The organism is Mesorhizobium sp. BAC0120 (assembly GCF_033542235.1).
Taxonomy (GTDB): domain Bacteria; phylum Pseudomonadota; class Alphaproteobacteria; order Rhizobiales; family Rhizobiaceae; genus JAWRCU01.
The window spans coordinates 130,348-148,883 of record NZ_JAWRCU010000003.1; the positions used below are offsets into that span (position 1 = coordinate 130,348).

Below are 18,536 nucleotides of genomic sequence, written 5' to 3' on the forward strand. Positions count from 1 at the left end.
CTTTGCTCCCGATCAGAAACGGCTGCGGATCAAAGTGGCGACGACGAAGAGCGCGCCGATCGAACTCGTGATGATCCCGATCGGCAGCTCTTGCGGCGGCAGCAAGGTGCGGGCGAGAAGGTCGCTGGCCATGAGCAGCACGGCGCCGAACACGGCGCAGGCGACGACGAGGCGCTGGTGAAGCTGCCCTGCGATGCGGCGCGCCAGATGCGGGATCATCAGCCCGACGAAGCCGATCACGCCGGCGACCGAGACCAGGATCGCCGTCGAGAAGGCCGCCGCGAGGAAGGTCAGCATCCTGAACCGGCCGACCCGCACGCCGAGGCTCTCGGCCGCGTTCTCGCCGGCGAGGAAGGCGTCGAGCCGGCGGTGATTGCGGAGCGCAAAGATCGCGATTGCCGCGACGCCCAGAACTGCCAGGCCGATATTGTCCCAGCGGGCCAGCCCGAGCCCACCCATTGTCCAGAAGAGCACGGAGTGGGCGGCACGCTGGTCCCCGGCAAAGACGAGGTAATTCGTCAACGCCGTGAACAGGAAGGAGACGGCGAGGCCGGCGAGGATCAGACGCTCCGGCCCCTGGCCGCGGATACGGGCGACGAGCAACAGCACCACGACTGCGGTGAGGATGCCGCCGGTGAAGGCAGCAACCGGCAGCGTCCAGACGCCGAGGCGGTCGCCGAAGACAGTGATGACCGACACCGCGCCCGCGGCCGCTCCCGACGACAGACCGAAGAGGAACGGGTCGGCAAGGTCGTTGCGCGTCACCGTCTGCAGCAATGCGCCAACGATGCCGAGGCCGGCGCCGACTGAGATAGCGAGAATGGCTCGGGGCAGGCGAAGGTCGACGACGATCTTACCGACCGGCCCGGAGACGGCCGCGACGTCGAAGCCGGCCGCATGTGCCAGCGACGCGATCACCTCGCTGAGCGGAATGACCGTCGAGCCATAGGCGATCGAAACGAGCGCGAGAGCGACGATCAGCACCGCTCCCGCGCCAATTGCCGGTCCGAAGTGTCGGGGCGTCAAGCTCAGAAGGCTTCCGGATGCATCGCCCTCGCGATCTTGTCGATCGCCTCGATGTTTGCCGGGCCGGGGGTGAGCTCGGCGTAGCGGAGCGCGACGAACCGCTCATTCTTCACCGCGTCGGTCTCCTTCATCGCCGGATGAGCCTTGAGGAAGTCGAGCAGCTTCCGGTAGCCGGCGTCGTCCTGGTAATCGAGCAGGATCAGGAATTCGGGGTTGTGAGCGGCGACCGTTTCCCAGTCGGTATTGCCCCAGCTTGTTTCCATGTCGGCCATGATGTTGTTGCCGCCGGCGGCCTCGATCATTGCCGTCGGGATTGCGAATTTGCCGGCGGTGAACGGCTTGTCCTCGCCGGAATCGTAGAGGAACACCCGCGTGCCATTGCGCTCGCCGACCTTGGCCGTGATGTCGGCAAGCCTCTCCTTCCACCCGGCGACGAGCTTTTCGGCCTCGGCTTCCCTATCGAATATCTGGCCGAGCTTTTCGACGTCGCCAAACAGGAGATCCATCGAGGCGACAGGCCGGTTCTTGTCGAGATGAACGCAGCTTTCGGTCAGCACCAGCGTCTTGATGCCGTGAGGCGCAAGCGTATCGGGCGTGACGTCGCCGCCCGGTTTCATGCCGTAGTACCAGCCGGCGAAGAAGAAATCGGGCTCGACCGCAAGGAGGTTCTCCAAGGTCGGATATTTGGGAGCGAGTTCCGGGATCGAGCCTTGCTCTGCCTTGAACTCGGGTCCGACCTTGTACCAGCCGGTGATGCCGGTCAGGCCGACGATCGAAGGCTGCAGTCTCAGCGCAAAGGCCATTTCGGCCATGTTGATGTCCTGGATGACGGCGCGCTTCGGCGCCGCATCGAAGGTCAGCGGCGTGCCGCAACTGTCGACGGTGACGGGAAAGGCGAAAGCCGTCGGCGCAACAAGCGTGGCGGCAATGCAAAGCACAAGGCGTTTCATTCGGTCCTCCATTGAATCGGGATCAGCGGGAAAGGCGGATCGGGACGTCGAAGACCGTCAGCTCACGATCTTCTTCTCCCGGATGCGGCAATCTCAGCACGTCGACCGCAAAGATCTCGCGCACGAGGGCAGGCGTCAGCGTCTCTCGGGGCAGTCCGAGCGCCGCCAGCCGCGCCCGGTTCATGACGGCCACGCGCGTGGCGAAAGGCGCGACCAGCGGCAGGTCGTGCAGCACCGCAACGACGGCGATCCCGAGCCCTGCCACGAGCTCGAGAAGCTCGCCGCGGGCACGAGGGTCGAGATGGTTGGTCGGCTCGTCGAGAAAGAGGACCTTCGGTTCCTGCGCGATGGCCCGGGCAAGCTGCGCACGCTGCCGCTCGCCGCCTGAAAGCGAGCCGATCGTGCGGGCAAGCAGCGGCAGCAATTTGGTCCGCTTCAGCGCATCCACGACGACATCGCGGTCCTCGCTCCTGCGGCGCAGGCCCGCATGCGGCACGCGGCCTAGCTCCACATAATCGATCACGGCGAGGCGCGGATCCGGCTGGTCGGACTGGCCGACCACGGCGATGCTCAGCGCCCGTTCCGCCGCCGACAGCCGGTCGAGCCGATGGCCGGCGAGCCTGACCAGCCCTTGGCTCGGCCGAAGCATGCCGGTGAGCATGCGAAGTAGCGTCGTCTTGCCGGCGCCGTTGGGACCTATGATGGCGAGCCTTTCGCCCGCGCTGATTTCCAGGCTGACATCCTCGACGAGGCTGATGCCGGCTTCGGTCCGGCATGAAAGATGCCGCGCCTCGAGAACCGCTGCGCTCATGGCACTGCCTTTGGCAATGCCGCGAGAGCATGATCCCGCTCTTGCGAGCGCGCCGGCCTCCCGTCGGCGAGCCAGCGGATGCGTACATCGACGCTGTGAAGAACTGATACGCCTTCCAACCGATACCTCTTTCGATCAGGCACGGAAGGACGGCCGCAATAGCGGCGCCAGGCCGCTTTCGAAGCTTCCTCCCGGCACACCCCGTCCGGTCAACTCGCAATGATGGCAGGTCTCCTGGCTCGCGGGTCCTCGCGCCATCCTGCCTTCCCGGCCTTTCGGCCAGTGGCTGTTCGGATATTGCTCGCCGCTTACAGTTGCGGGGGCAGCCATGGCTTTGGCCCCGAAGAGCCGCACCACGTTCCCTTTTCACCCCGAATCTTCTCAACTCGGAGCACCATCATGCGGAAGCCTATTGTGGCCGTCGCGTCGTGGCAATGGCGATTCTTTCCGATCCGTCGCTCTCCTCCTTTCAAGCCGCTGCTCAGGCGGCGTATAGCGAGCAGTCGGCCGGTGGCAAGTCGCAATCGGCCAGCCGCTCTTGTCAGCCTGCGAAGCCTTCGATCATCGATCTTTCGGCCGCTCCTCGGGGAAGCTCGCTACCTTCTCGGCGAGAGTTGACCACGGGATATGTTATGTTATTACATTCGTCAAGGGAGCTGCCGCACATTGTCCCGTTGAGACAGCCGCGATGCAGACCAAGGAAGCGCTGAGACGACACGTATCGCAGGAGTCGAACCAGCGGCTCCAAACCTCTCGTGATGTTGTCGAGCAGGCTTCTTGAAATACCGGGTTTGATGCGGAACAAGCGACCGAAGCGACTGCCGACAATTGGTTGCCGGCATGCATGCCTGCACAATCGTCTGAGGTCCTGCGCCATTCAGGTGAGCCATGGATTGTAGCGAAGAGCAGATCGAATGGGAGGCTGACGGCAAGCGGATCCGCCTCGGCCTGACCCGCTTTGGGCAAGGACCGAGCCTTCTGCTGTTGCCCGCGCTCAGCTCCATCTCGACCCGCACCGAGATGCGCCCCTTGCAGGAGCGGCTCGGCGCCGCCTTCTCGATCGTGGCGACCGATTGGCCCGGCTTCGGGACATTTGCGCGCCCAAAAATCGACTGGCGGCCCGACCACTATCGCGCCTTTCTCCGCTTCGTGCTCGATCGCGTCGTCCAGCCCTCCGTGACGATCGCGGCCGGCCATGCAGCAGGCTACGCATTGGCTGAGGCCGCCGACCATCCGGCGAGCACCGGTCGGCTATGCCTGCTTTCGCCGACCTGGCGCGGGCCCTTGCCGACAATGACAGGGCGGCGCATGCGGCTGTTTCGCTGGCTTGCGAGAGCCGTCGATCCACCGCTCGTCGGCTCGGCCCTTTATCGCCTCAACGTCAACGGCCCTGTTATCCGCATGATGGCGCGCGGCCATGTCTATGCCGACCCGGACTGGCTGACGCCAGAGCGAATGGCCGAAAAGCGCGCCGTCACCGAAGCGCCGGGCGCACGCCATGCCTCGCTGCGCTTCGTCACCGGGGAACTCGATCCCTTTGCCGATCGCACGGCATTCCTCGACGCGGCCACGCGCGTCAGGTCGAGCATCCTGGTCGTCTATGGCGGTTCGGCACCCGCCAAGTCGAAGGCGGAAATGACCGCGCTCACATCACTCGCGTCGGTGGAGAGTGTTGAGTTGCCGCAAGGCAAGCTCTCCTTCTACGAGGAATTTCCTGACCAGACAGCGAGGGTGATCCTGCAGTTTCTCGGCATCAACGCTGACGCCGGCTAAGCGCTGGAATGCGGTCGTCGAAGCGCCGGCGATCGGCGTCGGCCGATGCGTCATGCAGAGCATGGATCACAGTCTCCATCTTGTCCGATTGATCCACGCCACCCTCAAACGACCACGTCTGAGATTACGAAAATCGTTTCGCTCGGGAAAGATCTGGCCGCGGACGTTCGGGTTTTCCGCGGCGCCAATTGTCCGATCATCTATGCCATAGCGCAACCAGGATGCTTCTTCTGCTCCCGGTGTATTGTCAGTGACCGGGAACTATGCTTCTTCTTCAGATAGAGTTCCCGTTCGGTAGACAGGATTATTGCCAGGACTGAGCCGACCGTGATGATCTGCATTTCCCAACGGTGGCACAATCTGATTTTGAACGTGTAAATCATGAAAATTCGCGCAATAAATACTCTAACTGATTTTGAAGAGGCGCACACGCTGATCGATGCCATGAGAAAATGGGACGCGGAACAGTCTCGCAACTTCGGAGTGCCAGATGCTGAACTGATTGAATATATTTACGGGCACACGCCCGAAACCCTGCAGGAAAAGTTCAGCAGGCCTGATGCAGGCTTCTTCCTGGCGCGGATAGATGAGAATATTGCCGGGTGTGCCGGCTATTCGAAGTCAGCTGGCGATATCGCAGAACTGCAGAAAATGTATGTACGGCCCGAGATGCGAGGCAGAGGCGTTGCCCGCGGCCTAATGACCGCATGCATCGATGCGATGCGCAGGGACGGATACTCCGTCGTACGGCTGGAAACAGTCACATTCATGCGCGACGCCATAGCGCTCTACGATTCCTTTGGCTTTAAGAGAAGCGACAGCTTCCGCACGGTTCCGGCCAGCCTGGAACCCATCACTATTTTCATGAAAAGAAAACTCCAGGGAACTGCCTCCTGAAGCGGGCCAGTGGCGCGGCACGACCAACGGCACAAGCTAGAAGAGCCAGCGCGAAAGCTGGCGCATCGGCTTCAAGTTGGGACTACCTTACCTTGTCAATGGCGTGGCTAGTCGGCCCATCACCAATGCCACGGCAGTTTCCTGAGTGGTCCCAGGGGCAGCCTGGACGTCAGGGCGCACGCCAACACCTCCCCAATTGCCGTGCGTGATCGGATTTTCCGCCCTGCCACTCGGCACGACAACGAAGAGGTCGGAACCGAGTTCATTCAGACCGCCCGGGTTCGCTCCTCCGCGCGTTTTTTCGCCGACCACGGTCGCGCGCTTGAGCACTTGCAGGTCATAGGCAAATTCCTCACCCGCCGAATAGGTCTTTGGGCCAACCAGGACATAGACAGGCTTGCCGAGATAGCTCACCGGCGTCGGCGAACTCCAGAACGCCTCCGTTCTGAAGGTCGAAGTTCCACGATTGCGCCAGACAAGGTCGTTGATATGAACGCGCTTGCCCGGATCGAGAAAGAAGCTGGTGAGGTAGGCTACCGATTCAGGATGCCCGCCGCCGTTGTCCCGCATGTCGATGATGAGCGCGGCGGTATCCGACTGGTTGCGCATGGCGTCGTCGGCTGCTGGGTTGAAGACCTCAGGCGGAACGAACCGCGCCAAGTGGATGTATCCGATATTGCCGTCTAGCCGTTTCACCTCAAAGCCGGCATCCTGCGGCGTGGAAGGTGGAGGCTGATTAGGGAATGGCAAGCCGAAGATCACCCTCATATGGCTATCCCTGGTGATCGCCTGGAGCTGTTCGGTGAGCCGCACCGCAAACTGGCTCGGATCAGTCACGCCGGCATAGGCGTTCTCTGCCAATGCCTTCTCCAGCACATCGGCGGCCTGCACTCCCTTGTCCGGGAACACATAGCCTTCGCGCAGCTCGACGATGATACTTCCGATCACCTTCCCGACCGATGCCTGATCCAAGGGCACGCTCTGCGCCGTGTCGGAATCTGCCGCGGCTCTTGTCGCGGATGGAACCGCTATCAGCGTGGAGATTGTCGCGAAGCAGGCGGCTAGGAGCGGCGATCGGCGGTACGGCATCTGGCTCTCGGTTATGATTCAAAGCACTATGGCGATTGCCAACTTTGGACAAATCGATGGCGAATACAACCTCGCAGAAATCCTGACTTTCGCGACAGGATCGCAAACTCTGAGCTGGCGACAGACATTCACAGCGATGCCCCGTGAGCGTTGAACTCCGGTCCACCGCGTCCAGCTGCCCTCCGGGGAGCAAGCTATGCGAGGGGAGGATTGCTCCTCCCCCGATCGGCCCGGTGCAGCCCCGGGGGCTTTGCTCGCGCTCAGAACTTGACGCTGAAGTTTGCCTTCATCGACTGATCGATGACCCCCGAGCCGAACTGGCCCCCATAAGAGATGCCGAGCACGGCGGATGACGTCAGCGCGTAGTCGAGGCCCGCTTCCACCACCGCAGCATCGCGCGCGATCGGAACGCCGCCGATCGTGAAGGCATCGCCGCCGCCTGCGAAGCGCAGGGTGGAGAGCGGCGTCACGTCGCCAAAGGCATGCCGCCAGCCGACCATGCCCTTGGCGGTGAGGTTCGCACCATTGACATCGAAGGTCGTCGAGGCGCGCAGGCCAAGCGTCGTGAAGGACACGTCCGTGTTGGCCGAAGCGCTCGTCAGCGCAGCGGCCTTGCCTTCTTCCGTGAAGCCATCCGTATGCAGGTTCACATAAGCGAGGTTGGCGAAAGGCTCGAAGCGCGCGGCGCCCATCGAGACCTCAGAAGCCAGTTCGCCAAACACCTGCGCCGTCGCGGCGCCGTAGTCGCTCTTCAGGCTGTCGCTGAAGCCCGGGAAGGCGATACTGCGGCTGCTCGAGATGTCGTGCCAGGAGTAGGCCGCACCAGTGCGCAGAGCGAACGCCCCCCATTGCGTGCCGCCATAGAGGCCGACATGGTAGTTGTCGCTCGAGCCCGACGAGTGGCGATCCTCCACGTCGAATCTCGTGTGGCTGTAGCCGGCCACCGCGCCGAAGCGCCAGCTGTCGAACACCAGCCCGTCCGCACCGATGAAGAAGCCGCCGGTCGAGCGGTTGAGGCGCGCCGCGTTGCCGTCGCCATCAGTATGCCCCCAGGAGCCGAGCGCCTCACTCCAGATCGCGAAGCGATCGGTGCTCGCCTCCTCTGCCCGCGGCTTGCCGTCTTCATAGGTGACGACCGTGCCGCCGGACGCTCCCACGTCGGCGAAGGCCGCGCGGATGCGGTCGTTGACCGCATTGCGGATGAAGCGGCTGTCCTCGATCAGCGCGGTGCGGGCCGAGGCATGGATTTCGCCCGACAGCTGGTCGAAGCCGGCGCGCGCCTGATCGGCCGACAGGTTCAGCACCGCGTCGTAGACTGCGTTGCCGCTTCCCAGGCTTTCGACGCCGCCGCCGGCGGCGATCTGGTTGCGCGTGAGGCCGACATTCCGGAAAGCAACAGCGTTGCGCGTCAGCCTCAGATAGACGCTGTTGGCGTCATAGCTGAGCAAGGGATCGAGGAAGGCGAGGTTCGAGGTCGCACCGGCAAAAGTGCCCGAGCGCCCGCCATCGGCATGAAGGATCGTATATAGGCTCTGCGGCACGTAGTTGCCCGCTCCGGCCAACACCCGGACGGTGCCGCCATTGATCGTCGCCGTGCCGGTGGCGTTGATGCGATCCGACTGCCCCGCGGCATTTGTCTCGACTTCATAGATCGAGCCCGGATTGAAGGTGATGTCGCCCGCGACATTGAGCGTGCCGATCGAGTTGCCCGGTGCGATCGTGCCCGAGATGGTCGTGTCTCCCACCGTGCCGATGCCCTGAAGTCGGCCGCTTGCCAGCACATCGAGCGTGCCGCCAAGCCGGCCGTTTACCGCCAAGGCGCCGTTTTCAACCGTGGCTTCACCGGTGAAGCCGCTGGAATCGCCGGTGAGCGTGATCGTGTTTCCGGCCCCGGCGGCGAAGCTCAACTCGCCCGCGCCACTGATCTTGCCGGCATAGATGCCCGATTCGTTCTGCTCGAAACGCATCACGCCGGCATCGCGGGTGTCGACATTGCTGCGAAACAGGCCAGTGGTCGAGGACAATGCGCCCTCCTGAACCACCCAATCGAGCGTATTGAGGCCCGTCAGCCGCAAGGTGCCGCCACCCTCCTTCTCCATGCGGCCGATGCCGGTAATGCTGCCTGCGAAGGAAGCATCCGTATTCTGGTTGAAGCGCACCAGGCCATTGTTGACGATGTTGTTGCGGATGCTGTTCGCATTGCCCGCGAGCATGCCGGCGCGGACAATCGTGTTGCCCTGATAGCTGTTGTTGCCGGCGAGTATGAGAAACCCGAGATCGTCCTTGACCAGCCCGCCAGGGCCGGTGAGATTCGATGCGATGACGGCGCGGTAGCTGCTGCCGGCATCCGTTCCGTCGCCGACACGGATGACGGTCTGCGGCGCGGCGAGCGAGATCGGGCCACCGTTCACTTGATAGCCGCTGACAGCGAACTGCATGCCGGTCACGCTCGCCGGACCGTTGCTCCCATCCACCGTGACGACACCGGAGGTGCCTTGGAACACGGCGAACCGGCCGCCCCATGCGTGGTTGGCCTGGCCATTGGCGTCCGTCCAGTTGGTCGAGGACGCGTTCCAGGTACCGCCGCCGCCCGAGATCTGTCCATCGGCGGTAGTGTTGGCGCCGTCCCAGAACTGGATTGTCGGGACTTCGCCCGGTCCGGGGGCATCCCCAACCACGATGTTGACCTGATGGGCGATCGCCGTCTGGACGCTGACGTCGCCGCGGGCGATGCCGTCCGGCAGGCCATTGACCTCGAGTCCGTTATCGGTCAGCGCCCCGCCATAGTCGAACAGACGATAGACACCCTGCCCGAAACCACCCGCATCCTCGATGTTCAGCCAGCCATCCAGCGTCAGGTTGCCGCTGATGCCGAAGAGGGCAGCATTGCTGGGCGCGCCGAGCCTGACATCGACTGAAGCGTTGCGGTTCAGCGCGAGATTGCCTTCGATGGTCAGGCTCTGGTCGGAACTGCCCGCCAGAATGCCGTCAATCGCGACATTGCCGGCGATCGTGCCGATGCCGGTGAGGGTGGCGTCCGACAGCACGGTGACGGGGGCCGTCAGATAGCCATCCACCTGCAACGTGCCGGCTTGGACTTCCGCGAAGTCCACCTCCGAACCCATACCGGCGAGCACGAGCGTCCCACTGCCACGTTTGTAGAATTCCAGATTCTCCACCGGATTGGTCTGGTAGATGCGCCCACCGAGCGTGGCGCTGCCTCCGCCCGCCACCTCTACGTCGAGATTGTACCAGTCAAGCGTGACGTCGTTGTCGAGCCGGACGCCGTCGACAAGGACAAGCCGCGTGGCGGCGCCGACGCGCAGGTCACCGGTGCCAAGCGCGCCCGTGGCCGCTGCAACCAGCTTCCCCTGCGCCAGAAAGGTGCCGCCGGAATAGGTGTTGCTGCTGCGCAGCGTCAGCGTGGCGTCACCTTCCTTGCGAAGAACGCCCTCCCCCGTGATCCGGCCGGAAAAACTCGTATCGAACCGGTTCCGCCCGACGGTCAGCTGAGAGGCGGCCTCGACGCGAACCGTGCCGGTGCCGGCAATATCTCCCACCTTCTCCTGCCCGATGACGCGGAAGGTCGCGTTCCGGTCGATGATGAGCGAAGCCGCATCGGAGATGTCGCCGCCAGCGTCCGCGTCGGACGTCAATATGCCGGCGTTGATGAAGATGCGCCCATCCACTGAATGCGCGCCCCAGAGCCGGAGTTCGCCAGTGCCGGTCTTGAAGATGTCTCCGGTGCCGCTGATGGCTCCGCCCAGAAAGCCTATCCCTGAATCGAGAACTTGCAAGGAGACTGTCGCAGCGTGCGCCGCATCGCCGAGCACGATGCTGTTGCCGATGTCTACTCGATCCCCGAGCGAGATGACGGAACCCAGACCTTCAATATTCAGATTGCCTGTTCCAAGCGCATTGGAATGGCCGAGATCGAGTATACCCCCGACAAGTGTCGTGCCGCCCGAATAGTTGTTGTTGCCGCGCAGCTGGAGGAGGCCGTCGCCTTCCTTGCGCAGCGCAACCGTATTGGTGCCGTCGGCGATCGTCCCGGCAAACAGGCCACTGTTCGATATCGTGAGAACGGCGGCATCGGCGCCGTTATTGGTGATCGTGCCACCGGTCACAGTCCCCAGGCTGGTCAGCTCATAGACGGTCTGACTGACGCCGTAGAGATCGAAAACCCCGCCGGCCACGCCGAATATCGTGCCGGCCCGGCTGTAAAAGTCTCGCGCCGCATCGGAGCCGAAGCGGACAACGCCGCCCGAAATGATGACGCCGCTATAGGCCGGGCTGGCTGTCAGGCTGGTGGGCGCGAAAACCAGCGTTCCATTGTTTGCTGTCGTCTCGCCGAGGAAAAGGTGTCCGCCCGTCGCATCCCCATAGTTAACGGTTCCGGCAAAGACCGCGTCCACACCGGAACGATAAAGTATCGAATTCGCCTTCCCTACCGTGACGGCATCGGAATAGGTGCCGTTTTGGGTGTAGATGACAGGGGCCGCGGCTGCCGGTTTCGCCAGCAGCGTTCCCGCCGCGACCAGCGCCGTTGCCGAGAGGAGACTGGTCTTCAGGCTGGAAAAGGAACGCACGGCGAGCTTCGAATTGTGCGCTTTCATTATCTACCCCTTGGAAGGACTTGAGGTGTGACCGCGTCGATCTCGGCGGCCGGAGTTCATTCGGATGAGTTCAGGAGGAACCGTTTCAGCCGCGGCGCGGTCGGTCGGACGACGCCGTGAAACTCCATCGCCAGAAGGTGGCCCCTTGTCCGGCAGGCTTTTCGCTGCCGGTCCTTTTCGGAGTGGGCACGGCTTCAGCTAGTGGCCGCGCGCACCGGTCGTCAGGCTTGCGCTCCCTATCGCAGCTCGCGAAAAGAAGTTGCGCACCGAAAATCTCCAACCGTCTCAAGATACCCCCAACGATTCCGCACCGGTTATTGAGAGCAATACGGAGGGACCTACATGATCGTCTCCGTCGAGAACGAATGACCTTTGCAAGAGACGAACAGGAGAGGATTTTTTGAGGCGTTTGGTGTCACAAAGCGCCGAACGCCGCGGCAGATTTCATCTGTCGCGCGGCGTTATTTCAATTTTTCGGTAGGAACAGCTATTTGAGCAGAGTCGCCGCTCTGATCTCGGACGGCGTCGCTTCGAAGCGCTTCCGAAACGCCCTGTTGAACGACGATAATTCGGAAAAGCCGGCATCGTGGGCGATAGCGGTGATCGTGCTGGAGCCGGGATCGCGTTCCCTGAGAAGCCGGAAGGCAAGCTCAAGCCTGTGCTCGCGAACGAAATCCGAGAAGGTGGTGCCGCTACTCTCGAAAAGACGCTGGATGTATCGCGGCGTCACACCCTGGCGTCTCGCGACAGCATCGATGTGAAGGCTTTGATCGGATAGCCGCTCGAGAATGTCCTTCTGAACGAGCTTCAATCGCGCCTCCGCAATGCTGATCTCGTTGCGCTCGGCACCGCCGCGCACAAATCCATCGAGAACCAGGGCGGTGAGATCATATATATGGCGCGAGGCCATCTCGCTCGCCTTCTCCGTGGTCGGCGGGCTTGAGCGAAGACTGTCGGCATAGCCCGTGAGCAACCTCATGTGGGGGGCCGTTGCAGGGAGAATGTAGCTCGCTTCCATGTCCACGCGTGGCGCCAGCCTGGCGAGCAGCCGTCGATCCAGCGCCATCACATAGACCGCCTGAGGCTTGCCGAACCAGAATTCGGAGCAAACGGCTTCGTTCACCAACGTCAGGTCCCCGGCGGCTACTCTGACCGGATCTTTTCCGTCGACTGAGAGCTCGTGGTCCTCGTTGTGGGTCGCCAGCAGATAGTGCTCGCGCCCGTCCTGGAGCAGGTCGCGTGCGCGCGCCCCATGCACCGGAGAGAACCAGGTCTGGCCGACGGTCAGTTCCCCGGGAAGCCACATGGCAGCCAGATCGATGCGGACGTCCTCACTGTCGAGATGGCGGAAGCGCAGGCCGCCAATGTAGTGGCCGACAAAATCATGCACGAAGGACAGCCGCTCACGTTGCGGAATGTCTTCCGTGGATAGTCGTTGCATCGGAACCGGAGTTACGGTCACTTGTCTCGCCCCCGAGCGCTGTTTCGCCCGTAAAAGTTGCATCCGCAACAATAGGGAGGGCCGAGCGCGATCGTCTCGGCCGAGGATGAACAAGCTTTGCAGGAGACGAACATTGGCGAAATTTGCATGTGTCCCATGACACCGCAACTTACGCGCTAACCAGGGACAGGTTCAAGAACGGGCAACCGCATCCCAAATCGCTGCTGTTTGAGCGGTCGGCGAACTCAATCCAGAATCGCGCGTATGGCCTCGTCCACAACCTCGTGCAGCCCGCTTGCCTGGAAGGACAGGCGGTTGCCGGAGCCTACATTGCTCGCCATGGCGATCGTCAGCCCGCTTCCAGGATCGTGCTGCATGACGCAGACATAACCGGGAATGCTGCCCTGATGTCCGTAGAAATCGCGGCCGCCATAGCTGCTCTGGAACAGGCCGGCTCCGGTCTCGCGCAATCGCGTGCCGGGGAAAGAGACCGGAGCACGCTTGCCGAACATCTCCTCGAACCAGCTTGGCGACACCACTTTGCCGGCAAACAGTCCGCCCATGAACGAAACGAGATCGCCCGGCGTCGAGACCATATCCCCGCAGCCATAGGCGCCCGAATAGGGGAACGTGTCGGACGAGTCCTGCAACTCCTCCGAGTACGGCAAGACGCCTTCCATGCGCCACATCTCGCCACCCGAGGCGATGTCCATGCCCGCGCCCACTGGCGGCGGCGGGCGATGGTAGTAGCCCCGTACCAGCCGTTCGCTCGGGAACGCCTCGGTGGCGGGTGACCAGGTGTCGCGCAAGCTCAGCGGCTCCAGCACCGCCTGGCGAACATAGGCACCTAGCGACACGCCGGTGACCTGCTCGATCAGCAGCCCTGCCAGCACATAGCCGGTATTGTTGTACACGGCCGGGCCGCCCGGAGACTTCTGGCCGCCGGCCTTGAAGGCGATGTCCACGAGTTCCGATGGCTTCCAGACCCGGCCGGGATCCATCGGTATGTCGTACTCGAATTCCGGTAGCCCGCTGCGGTGATTGACCAATTGCCTGACGCCAATTTCTTTCGCGCCCGGCAGGTCGGGGAACCACTGTGCGATGGGCGCACCGAGATCGACCTTGCCGTCCGCGGCAAGACGGACCAGAGCGGCGGCGACGAATGTCTTCGTGCAGCTGCCGATCTTGAAGAGCCGGTCAGGCGTGACCGGCGTGCCGTCGCGCCGGTCCGCCAGGCCGGCCGTGATGGTCTCTGTGGGCTGGCCGTCGAGCGCGAAAGCAATCGAGGCTCCTACTGCTCCCTGTGCGATGTAATCCGCAAGCATTCCGTCGATCTTTTCCGGCTTTGAGCTCATCGGCTATGGCCCTATTCGGCGACGTCGACATTGGCGAAATTCTGCCGGCCGAACGGATCGAGCACGTAGTTCAGCACGCTCTTGCGCACGGGGATCGAGACGACGGAATGGGCGATCGGCGCGACGGGCACTTTCTGCTTCACGATTTCCTGAGCCTGGCGATATATCTCGGCGCGCTTGGCAGGATCGGAAGTCTCGCGACCTTCCTTGAGCAGCTTGTCGAAATCGGCATCGCACCAGCGGGAGCGATTGGAGCCGCCGGCGACGCCTTCGCAGGTCAGCAAATAGCTCAGCATGTTGTCGGGATCGCCATTGTCACTGCTGCCGCCGAGCAGGAAGGTGTCATGCTCGCCCGCGGCTGTGCGCTTGAGATACTCGCCCCATTCGAAGCTGACGATCTCGGATTTCACCCCGACGGCTGACCAGTCGGCCTGGATCAGCTCGGCCATGCGGCGTGCGTTCGGATTATAGGGCCGCGAGACCGGCATCGCCCAGAGCGTCACCGAGAGGTCGTCGGCGTGACCGGCTTCGGCCAGCAGCTTCTTCGCGCCTTCGGGATCGTAGTCGATCCCAGCGTCCTTGACGGCGCCAAGCTGCGCCGGCGGAACCACGCTGCCCGCCACACTGCCGGCACCCTGGTAGACCGCGTCGACGATCGCCTGGCGGTTGATCGCCTTGGCGAGCGCGGCGCGCACCCGCGCATCATCAAGCGGCTTGTGCTCGACGTTGAAGCCCAGCACGCCGACGTTCTGCCCCTGGAGCTGGAGCAGGTCGATGTCGGGATCGCCCTTCAGGTCGGCGATCGCGGACGGCGGCGGCGGCGCAGCGACCTGGCACTCATTGGCCTTGAGCCGCTCCACCCTGACCGTTGGCTCAGGCGTGATGGCGAAAACCAGCGTGTCGATCTTAGGCGCGCCGCCCCAATAGTCCTTGTTTGCCGTATAGCGGATCTGGCTGTCCAGCATGTATGCTTGCAGCATGAACGGGCCGGTACCGACCGGCTCGCTGTCGATCAGTTCCGGCGTGCCGGCAGCGACCATTTTCTCGGTCTGCTCCAGTGACATGATAGACATGTAGTCGAGCGCGATACCCGAGAGGAACGTCACGTTCGGCGCCGTCAGCGTGAAGCGAACGGTGTAGTCGTCGACCTTCTCGATCTTGTCGACCATGGAGCCGAGGCCAAGCGCGTTGAAATACTCGTACGAAGCCTTGCCGAGCTTGTGGTAGGGATTGTTCGCGTCACGCTGGCGATTGAAAGTATAGAGCACGTCGTCAGCGTCGAAGTCCCGCGTCGGGGTGAAATGCGCGCTGGAATGGAACTTCACGGCGCGGCGCAGATGGAAAGTGTAGACCTTGCCATCCGGCGAGACGTCCCAGCTTTCCGCCAAGGCCGGCCCGATTTCGGTGGAGCCTGGCTTGAATTCGACCAGACGGTTGAAGATCGTCTTGGCCGCGGCGTCCATAGTCGAGTCCGCGATCCCGATCATCGGCGTGAAGGTCTCGGGGCTCGCCTCCGAGCAATAGACGAGAGTCTTGGCGCCGGCATGTCCAGCCGCGAACACGGAAGTTGCGAGGACGGCGGCACGCAAGAGGAGCAGGGACTTCATCGGGAGCGTTTCCTATTCAGCTAGTAGATTTAGCGTATAGGAAAAATTCGCTCTGTGCGAAAGTGACCAGCTGCCGGATTCGGTTAGAATGGTTGACCGCTCGAGAGGAACCCCGGAATGCACGAACAGCCCAGGCTCGGTGACTGTCTGCGCAGCCTGCGCAGAAAGCACGGCTGGACGTTGCACGACGTCAGCAGCGCGACTGGCGTTGCCGTCTCGACCCTGTCCAAGGTCGAGAACGACCAGATGTCGCTCAGCTACGACAAGCTGCTGCAGATCTGCGGCGGATTGGGCATTCATGTGACGGAACTGCTGAGTGGCGGCAGCAGCGAACCGCCGCCGCGTACACGCCGTTCGGTTACGGCGCCAGCCAACACGCTGCGCCAACTCACGCGCAACTATGACTATCACTACCTTGCCACCGACCTCGTGCACAAACGCATGGTGCCGATACGCGCCTTCGCGCGCGCCCGCAGCCTGGAACAGTTCGGGCCACTCACTCGCCACGCCGGCGAGGAATTCCTGATCGTGCTGAAGGGCGAAATCGAGCTGCACACGGACCAGTACTCGCCGGTGCGGCTGAAGGCGGGCGAGAGCGTTTACATCGATTCCACGATGGGCCACGCATATCTTTCTGTCGGCGAGGGCGACGCCGAGATGCTGTGCGTCTGTTCTGGCGAGGAGGCGGACATGGAAAAGACGCTACTTGGCCTGAACGAGATCGAGTCGGCCGGAAAGTCTCGCTAGTTCACTGATGGAGCCCGACTGCCGGTGAACGATCTAGATTGCATGTGATAGATCCGGGCTGCGGTCTCGTGGAATATCGCGTGCAGTTCACTCTCGGAGAACCCGCGGAAGATTTCGAAAAGTCGTTCGAGGTGAGCGTTCGCCGGAACCACCTTCGCGTCGACCGGGAAATTGGTCCCGAACATCGCCCGGCTCGGCCCGAACAGTTCGACGGCCTGCTCCACGAGGGATGACAGATTGCGGGGATTCATCTCCGGGTCGATCATTGCCAGCCCGGAAAGTTTTACGAGCACATTCGGGCGCTCGGCCAGCCTCCCAAGTCCACTACGCCATCCTGCCAATCCTTCGGCCGAGCGGTTCATCGGGAATCCGAGGTGAGAAACGATGATGGTCGTATCGGGGAAAGTATCAGCCAACGTCGCCGCGTCTGGCATGAGGCGGGGTGTGACCTGTAGTTCGAAAGAGAACTTATGCTCCCGAAGGTGCGAAAAACCCGCCAACCAGCAGGGATCGACCATGAGATTGTCGCCTGCTTGTAGCGCAAAGAGCGAGGGGTGGTCTTCGGCGAGCCGCATGCGGATCCCACGCACAAAGCTGAAGCTGCTCTGCCTGTCGAGCACGGCTTGTACGTCGTCAGCGGCGAGGTCGGCATAGGCTACTGCCGCACTCGGCCAGCCTGTAGCGGTGATGCGCTCCGCCAGCCAGGCTGTCTCACCGCAAGGGTCGCCTCGGTCCCAACCCGCCTCGACATGCACCGACCCGATAAGATCGAGGGATCGCATGTCGTGCAGATACTCCGACACATCGTAGGACGGGGTGAGTTGTCCCCCGTCGGCCAGGAGCCAAGGGTAACGCGGGTTCTCGCCCAGGCCCCAGAGATGTTGGTGGCAATCGATAACAGGAATGTGTGGCCGCATGGCAATTTTTTGTTTTCGACCCCACTCGATCAGAAGGTCGCGCGGCTGCTGCTCAGACCGAAGGCGGCACCCGTAGTGAAGGAATTCTCGGCCGTCAGCAGCCAGGCGTGCCTGCCAGGCAGATCAAGCTGGTTCTCCATGCGATTCCCCCGCTCCGCTGCCAATGATCTGATCCGGTGAAATGCGCCGACCGGTCTGAGCAAAGACATGCGCCCGGCGCATGTTCGGCTTTAGTCGGAGGCGTTCCCCTTGCTTCACGACCGCATCTCCCGGCACCCGCACGATTATGGGACGCTCGGAAGCCACCGTGTCGACATGCGCATAGGTGTCGGTTCCAAGCCGTTCGACAATCGCGACCGGCCCCACCAGCACTTGATTGTCCGCATCGACGGGCGTCAGGTGTTCTGGTCGGATTCCGACCTCCAGCGCTTCGCCGGGCCGGCCAACCTGCGTCGAAAGTGCAAAGTTGGAACCAGGTGCATTGTCGGGCACGAAAATGCCCGGGTCGGCTTCCGATATTCGGCCCGGTATGAGATTGATGCGTGGTGAGCCTATGAAGGTCGCCACAAAGCGGTTGGCCGGATTGTGATAGAGCTGGAGCGGTGCTGCCACCTGCTGGATCGTGCCGCCGTCCAGAACGACGATGCGATCTGACAGTGTCATCGCCTCGGTCTGGTCATGCGTTACATAGATCATCGTCGTGCGCAATGTGGACGCGAGACGCGCGATTTCCACCCGCATCTCGACACGCAGAGCGGCATCAAGGTTGCTCAACGGCTCGTCGAAGAGAAAGACCTTCGGTTGCCTGGTGATCGCTCGTCCGATGGCGACGCGCTGGCGCTGCCCCCCACTTAGTTGGCGCGGATAGCGATCGAGCAGAGGGCCGATGCGCAAGACGTCAGCTACCCCCTCGACCTTCCGGGCGATTTCCGCCTTCGGAAGTTTCATCAGCTTCAATGCATAGCCCATATTCTGACGCACTGTCATATGCGGATAAAGCGCATAGGACTGGAATACCATGCTAACGCCGCGATCCTTGGGGGACAGGTCGTTGGCAATCGCGCCGTCGATCAAGACGCAGCCGGCCGATATCTCCTCGATGCCGCAGATCATCCGCAGCAAGGTCGACTTGCCGCATCCCGACGGGCCGACGAAGGACATGAACTCGCCGTCCTCGATCGAAAGGTCCAGACTGTCGATAACCGTAAGCTGACCGAAACTCTTGCTCAGCTTTTCCAGCCGGACGCTTGCCATGATGCTTCCTCCCGACCAGAATGCCAGCGGATCCCGCGAGTTTGTTAAAACGT

General features: G+C 62.5%; 13 protein-coding genes and 1 riboswitch. Of the genes, 3 read left to right on the plus strand and 10 right to left on the minus strand.

Annotated features, from left to right (window positions below; translation table 11 throughout):
- Positions 1-12: 12 nt before the first annotated feature.
- From SAZ10_RS07475 to SAZ10_RS07485, 3 genes are read right to left on the minus strand one after another with little or no spacing between them, the layout of a single operon-like run.
- Complete coding sequence (locus tag SAZ10_RS07475) at positions 13-1,026, minus strand: iron ABC transporter permease (RefSeq protein ID WP_318608585.1); 1,014 nt, start codon at positions 1,024-1,026, stop codon at positions 13-15.
- A 2-nt stretch (positions 1,027-1,028) separates the two neighbouring features.
- Complete coding sequence (locus tag SAZ10_RS07480; protein WP_318608586.1) at positions 1,029-1,976, minus strand: ABC transporter substrate-binding protein; 948 nt, start codon at positions 1,974-1,976, stop codon at positions 1,029-1,031.
- 22 nt (positions 1,977-1,998) lie between these two features.
- On the minus strand, positions 1,999-2,787 hold the full coding sequence (locus tag SAZ10_RS07485; protein WP_318608587.1) for an ABC transporter ATP-binding protein: 789 nt from the start codon (positions 2,785-2,787) through the stop codon (positions 1,999-2,001).
- Positions 2,788-2,993: 206 nt separating this feature from the next.
- A riboswitch (cobalamin riboswitch) is annotated at positions 2,994-3,201 on the minus strand.
- 474 nt (positions 3,202-3,675) lie between these two features.
- Here SAZ10_RS07485 and SAZ10_RS07490 point away from each other — a divergent pair.
- Together SAZ10_RS07490 and SAZ10_RS07495 are read left to right on the plus strand one after the other, a co-directional pair.
- The gene (locus SAZ10_RS07490) at positions 3,676-4,560 is read left to right on the plus strand and encodes an alpha/beta hydrolase (RefSeq protein ID WP_318608588.1); all 885 of its coding nucleotides are present in this window, start codon (positions 3,676-3,678) and stop codon (positions 4,558-4,560) included.
- 381 nt (positions 4,561-4,941) lie between these two features.
- Positions 4,942-5,457, plus strand: coding sequence for a GNAT family N-acetyltransferase (locus tag SAZ10_RS07495; RefSeq protein WP_318608589.1), 516 nt, complete (start codon positions 4,942-4,944; stop codon positions 5,455-5,457).
- A gap of 87 nt (positions 5,458-5,544) precedes the next feature.
- Here SAZ10_RS07495 and SAZ10_RS07500 read toward each other — a convergent pair whose 3' ends face one another.
- From SAZ10_RS07500 to SAZ10_RS07520, 5 genes are all read right to left on the minus strand, one after another.
- Positions 5,545-6,546 carry a S41 family peptidase gene (locus SAZ10_RS07500; protein ID WP_318608590.1) on the minus strand — a complete coding sequence of 334 codons (1,002 nt, stop codon included), beginning with the start codon at positions 6,544-6,546 and terminating at the stop codon, positions 5,545-5,547.
- Between the two features lie 260 nt (positions 6,547-6,806).
- On the minus strand, positions 6,807-11,162 hold the full coding sequence (locus tag SAZ10_RS07505; protein WP_318608591.1) for an autotransporter domain-containing protein: 4,356 nt from the start codon (positions 11,160-11,162) through the stop codon (positions 6,807-6,809).
- Between the two features lie 487 nt (positions 11,163-11,649).
- Positions 11,650-12,624, minus strand: a complete 975-nt coding sequence (locus SAZ10_RS07510) for a helix-turn-helix transcriptional regulator (protein ID WP_318608592.1) — start codon at positions 12,622-12,624, stop codon at positions 11,650-11,652.
- Between the two features lie 224 nt (positions 12,625-12,848).
- Positions 12,849-13,958: a serine hydrolase domain-containing protein gene (locus tag SAZ10_RS07515; RefSeq protein ID WP_318608593.1), complete on the minus strand. Its 1,110-nt coding sequence runs from the start codon at positions 13,956-13,958 to the stop codon at positions 12,849-12,851.
- A gap of 11 nt (positions 13,959-13,969) precedes the next feature.
- Complete coding sequence (locus SAZ10_RS07520; protein ID WP_318608594.1) at positions 13,970-15,565, minus strand: ABC transporter substrate-binding protein; 1,596 nt, start codon at positions 15,563-15,565, stop codon at positions 13,970-13,972.
- A gap of 117 nt (positions 15,566-15,682) precedes the next feature.
- Here SAZ10_RS07520 and SAZ10_RS07525 point away from each other — a divergent pair, with 117 nt between their 5' ends.
- Positions 15,683-16,312 (plus strand): XRE family transcriptional regulator, encoded by a 630-nt coding sequence (locus SAZ10_RS07525; protein ID WP_318608595.1) that lies wholly within the window; start codon positions 15,683-15,685, stop codon positions 16,310-16,312.
- Here SAZ10_RS07525 and SAZ10_RS07530 read toward each other — a convergent pair.
- Both SAZ10_RS07530 and SAZ10_RS07535 read right to left on the minus strand, forming a co-directional pair.
- Positions 16,309-17,229 carry an amidohydrolase family protein gene (locus SAZ10_RS07530; protein ID WP_318608596.1) on the minus strand — a complete coding sequence of 307 codons (921 nt, stop codon included), beginning with the start codon at positions 17,227-17,229 and terminating at the stop codon, positions 16,309-16,311. The genes SAZ10_RS07525 and SAZ10_RS07530 overlap by 4 nt on opposite strands.
- A 123-nt stretch (positions 17,230-17,352) precedes the next feature.
- Positions 17,353-18,483 carry an ABC transporter ATP-binding protein gene (locus SAZ10_RS07535; protein WP_318608597.1) on the minus strand — a complete coding sequence of 377 codons (1,131 nt, stop codon included), beginning with the start codon at positions 18,481-18,483 and terminating at the stop codon, positions 17,353-17,355.
- Positions 18,484-18,536 lie beyond the last annotated feature (53 nt).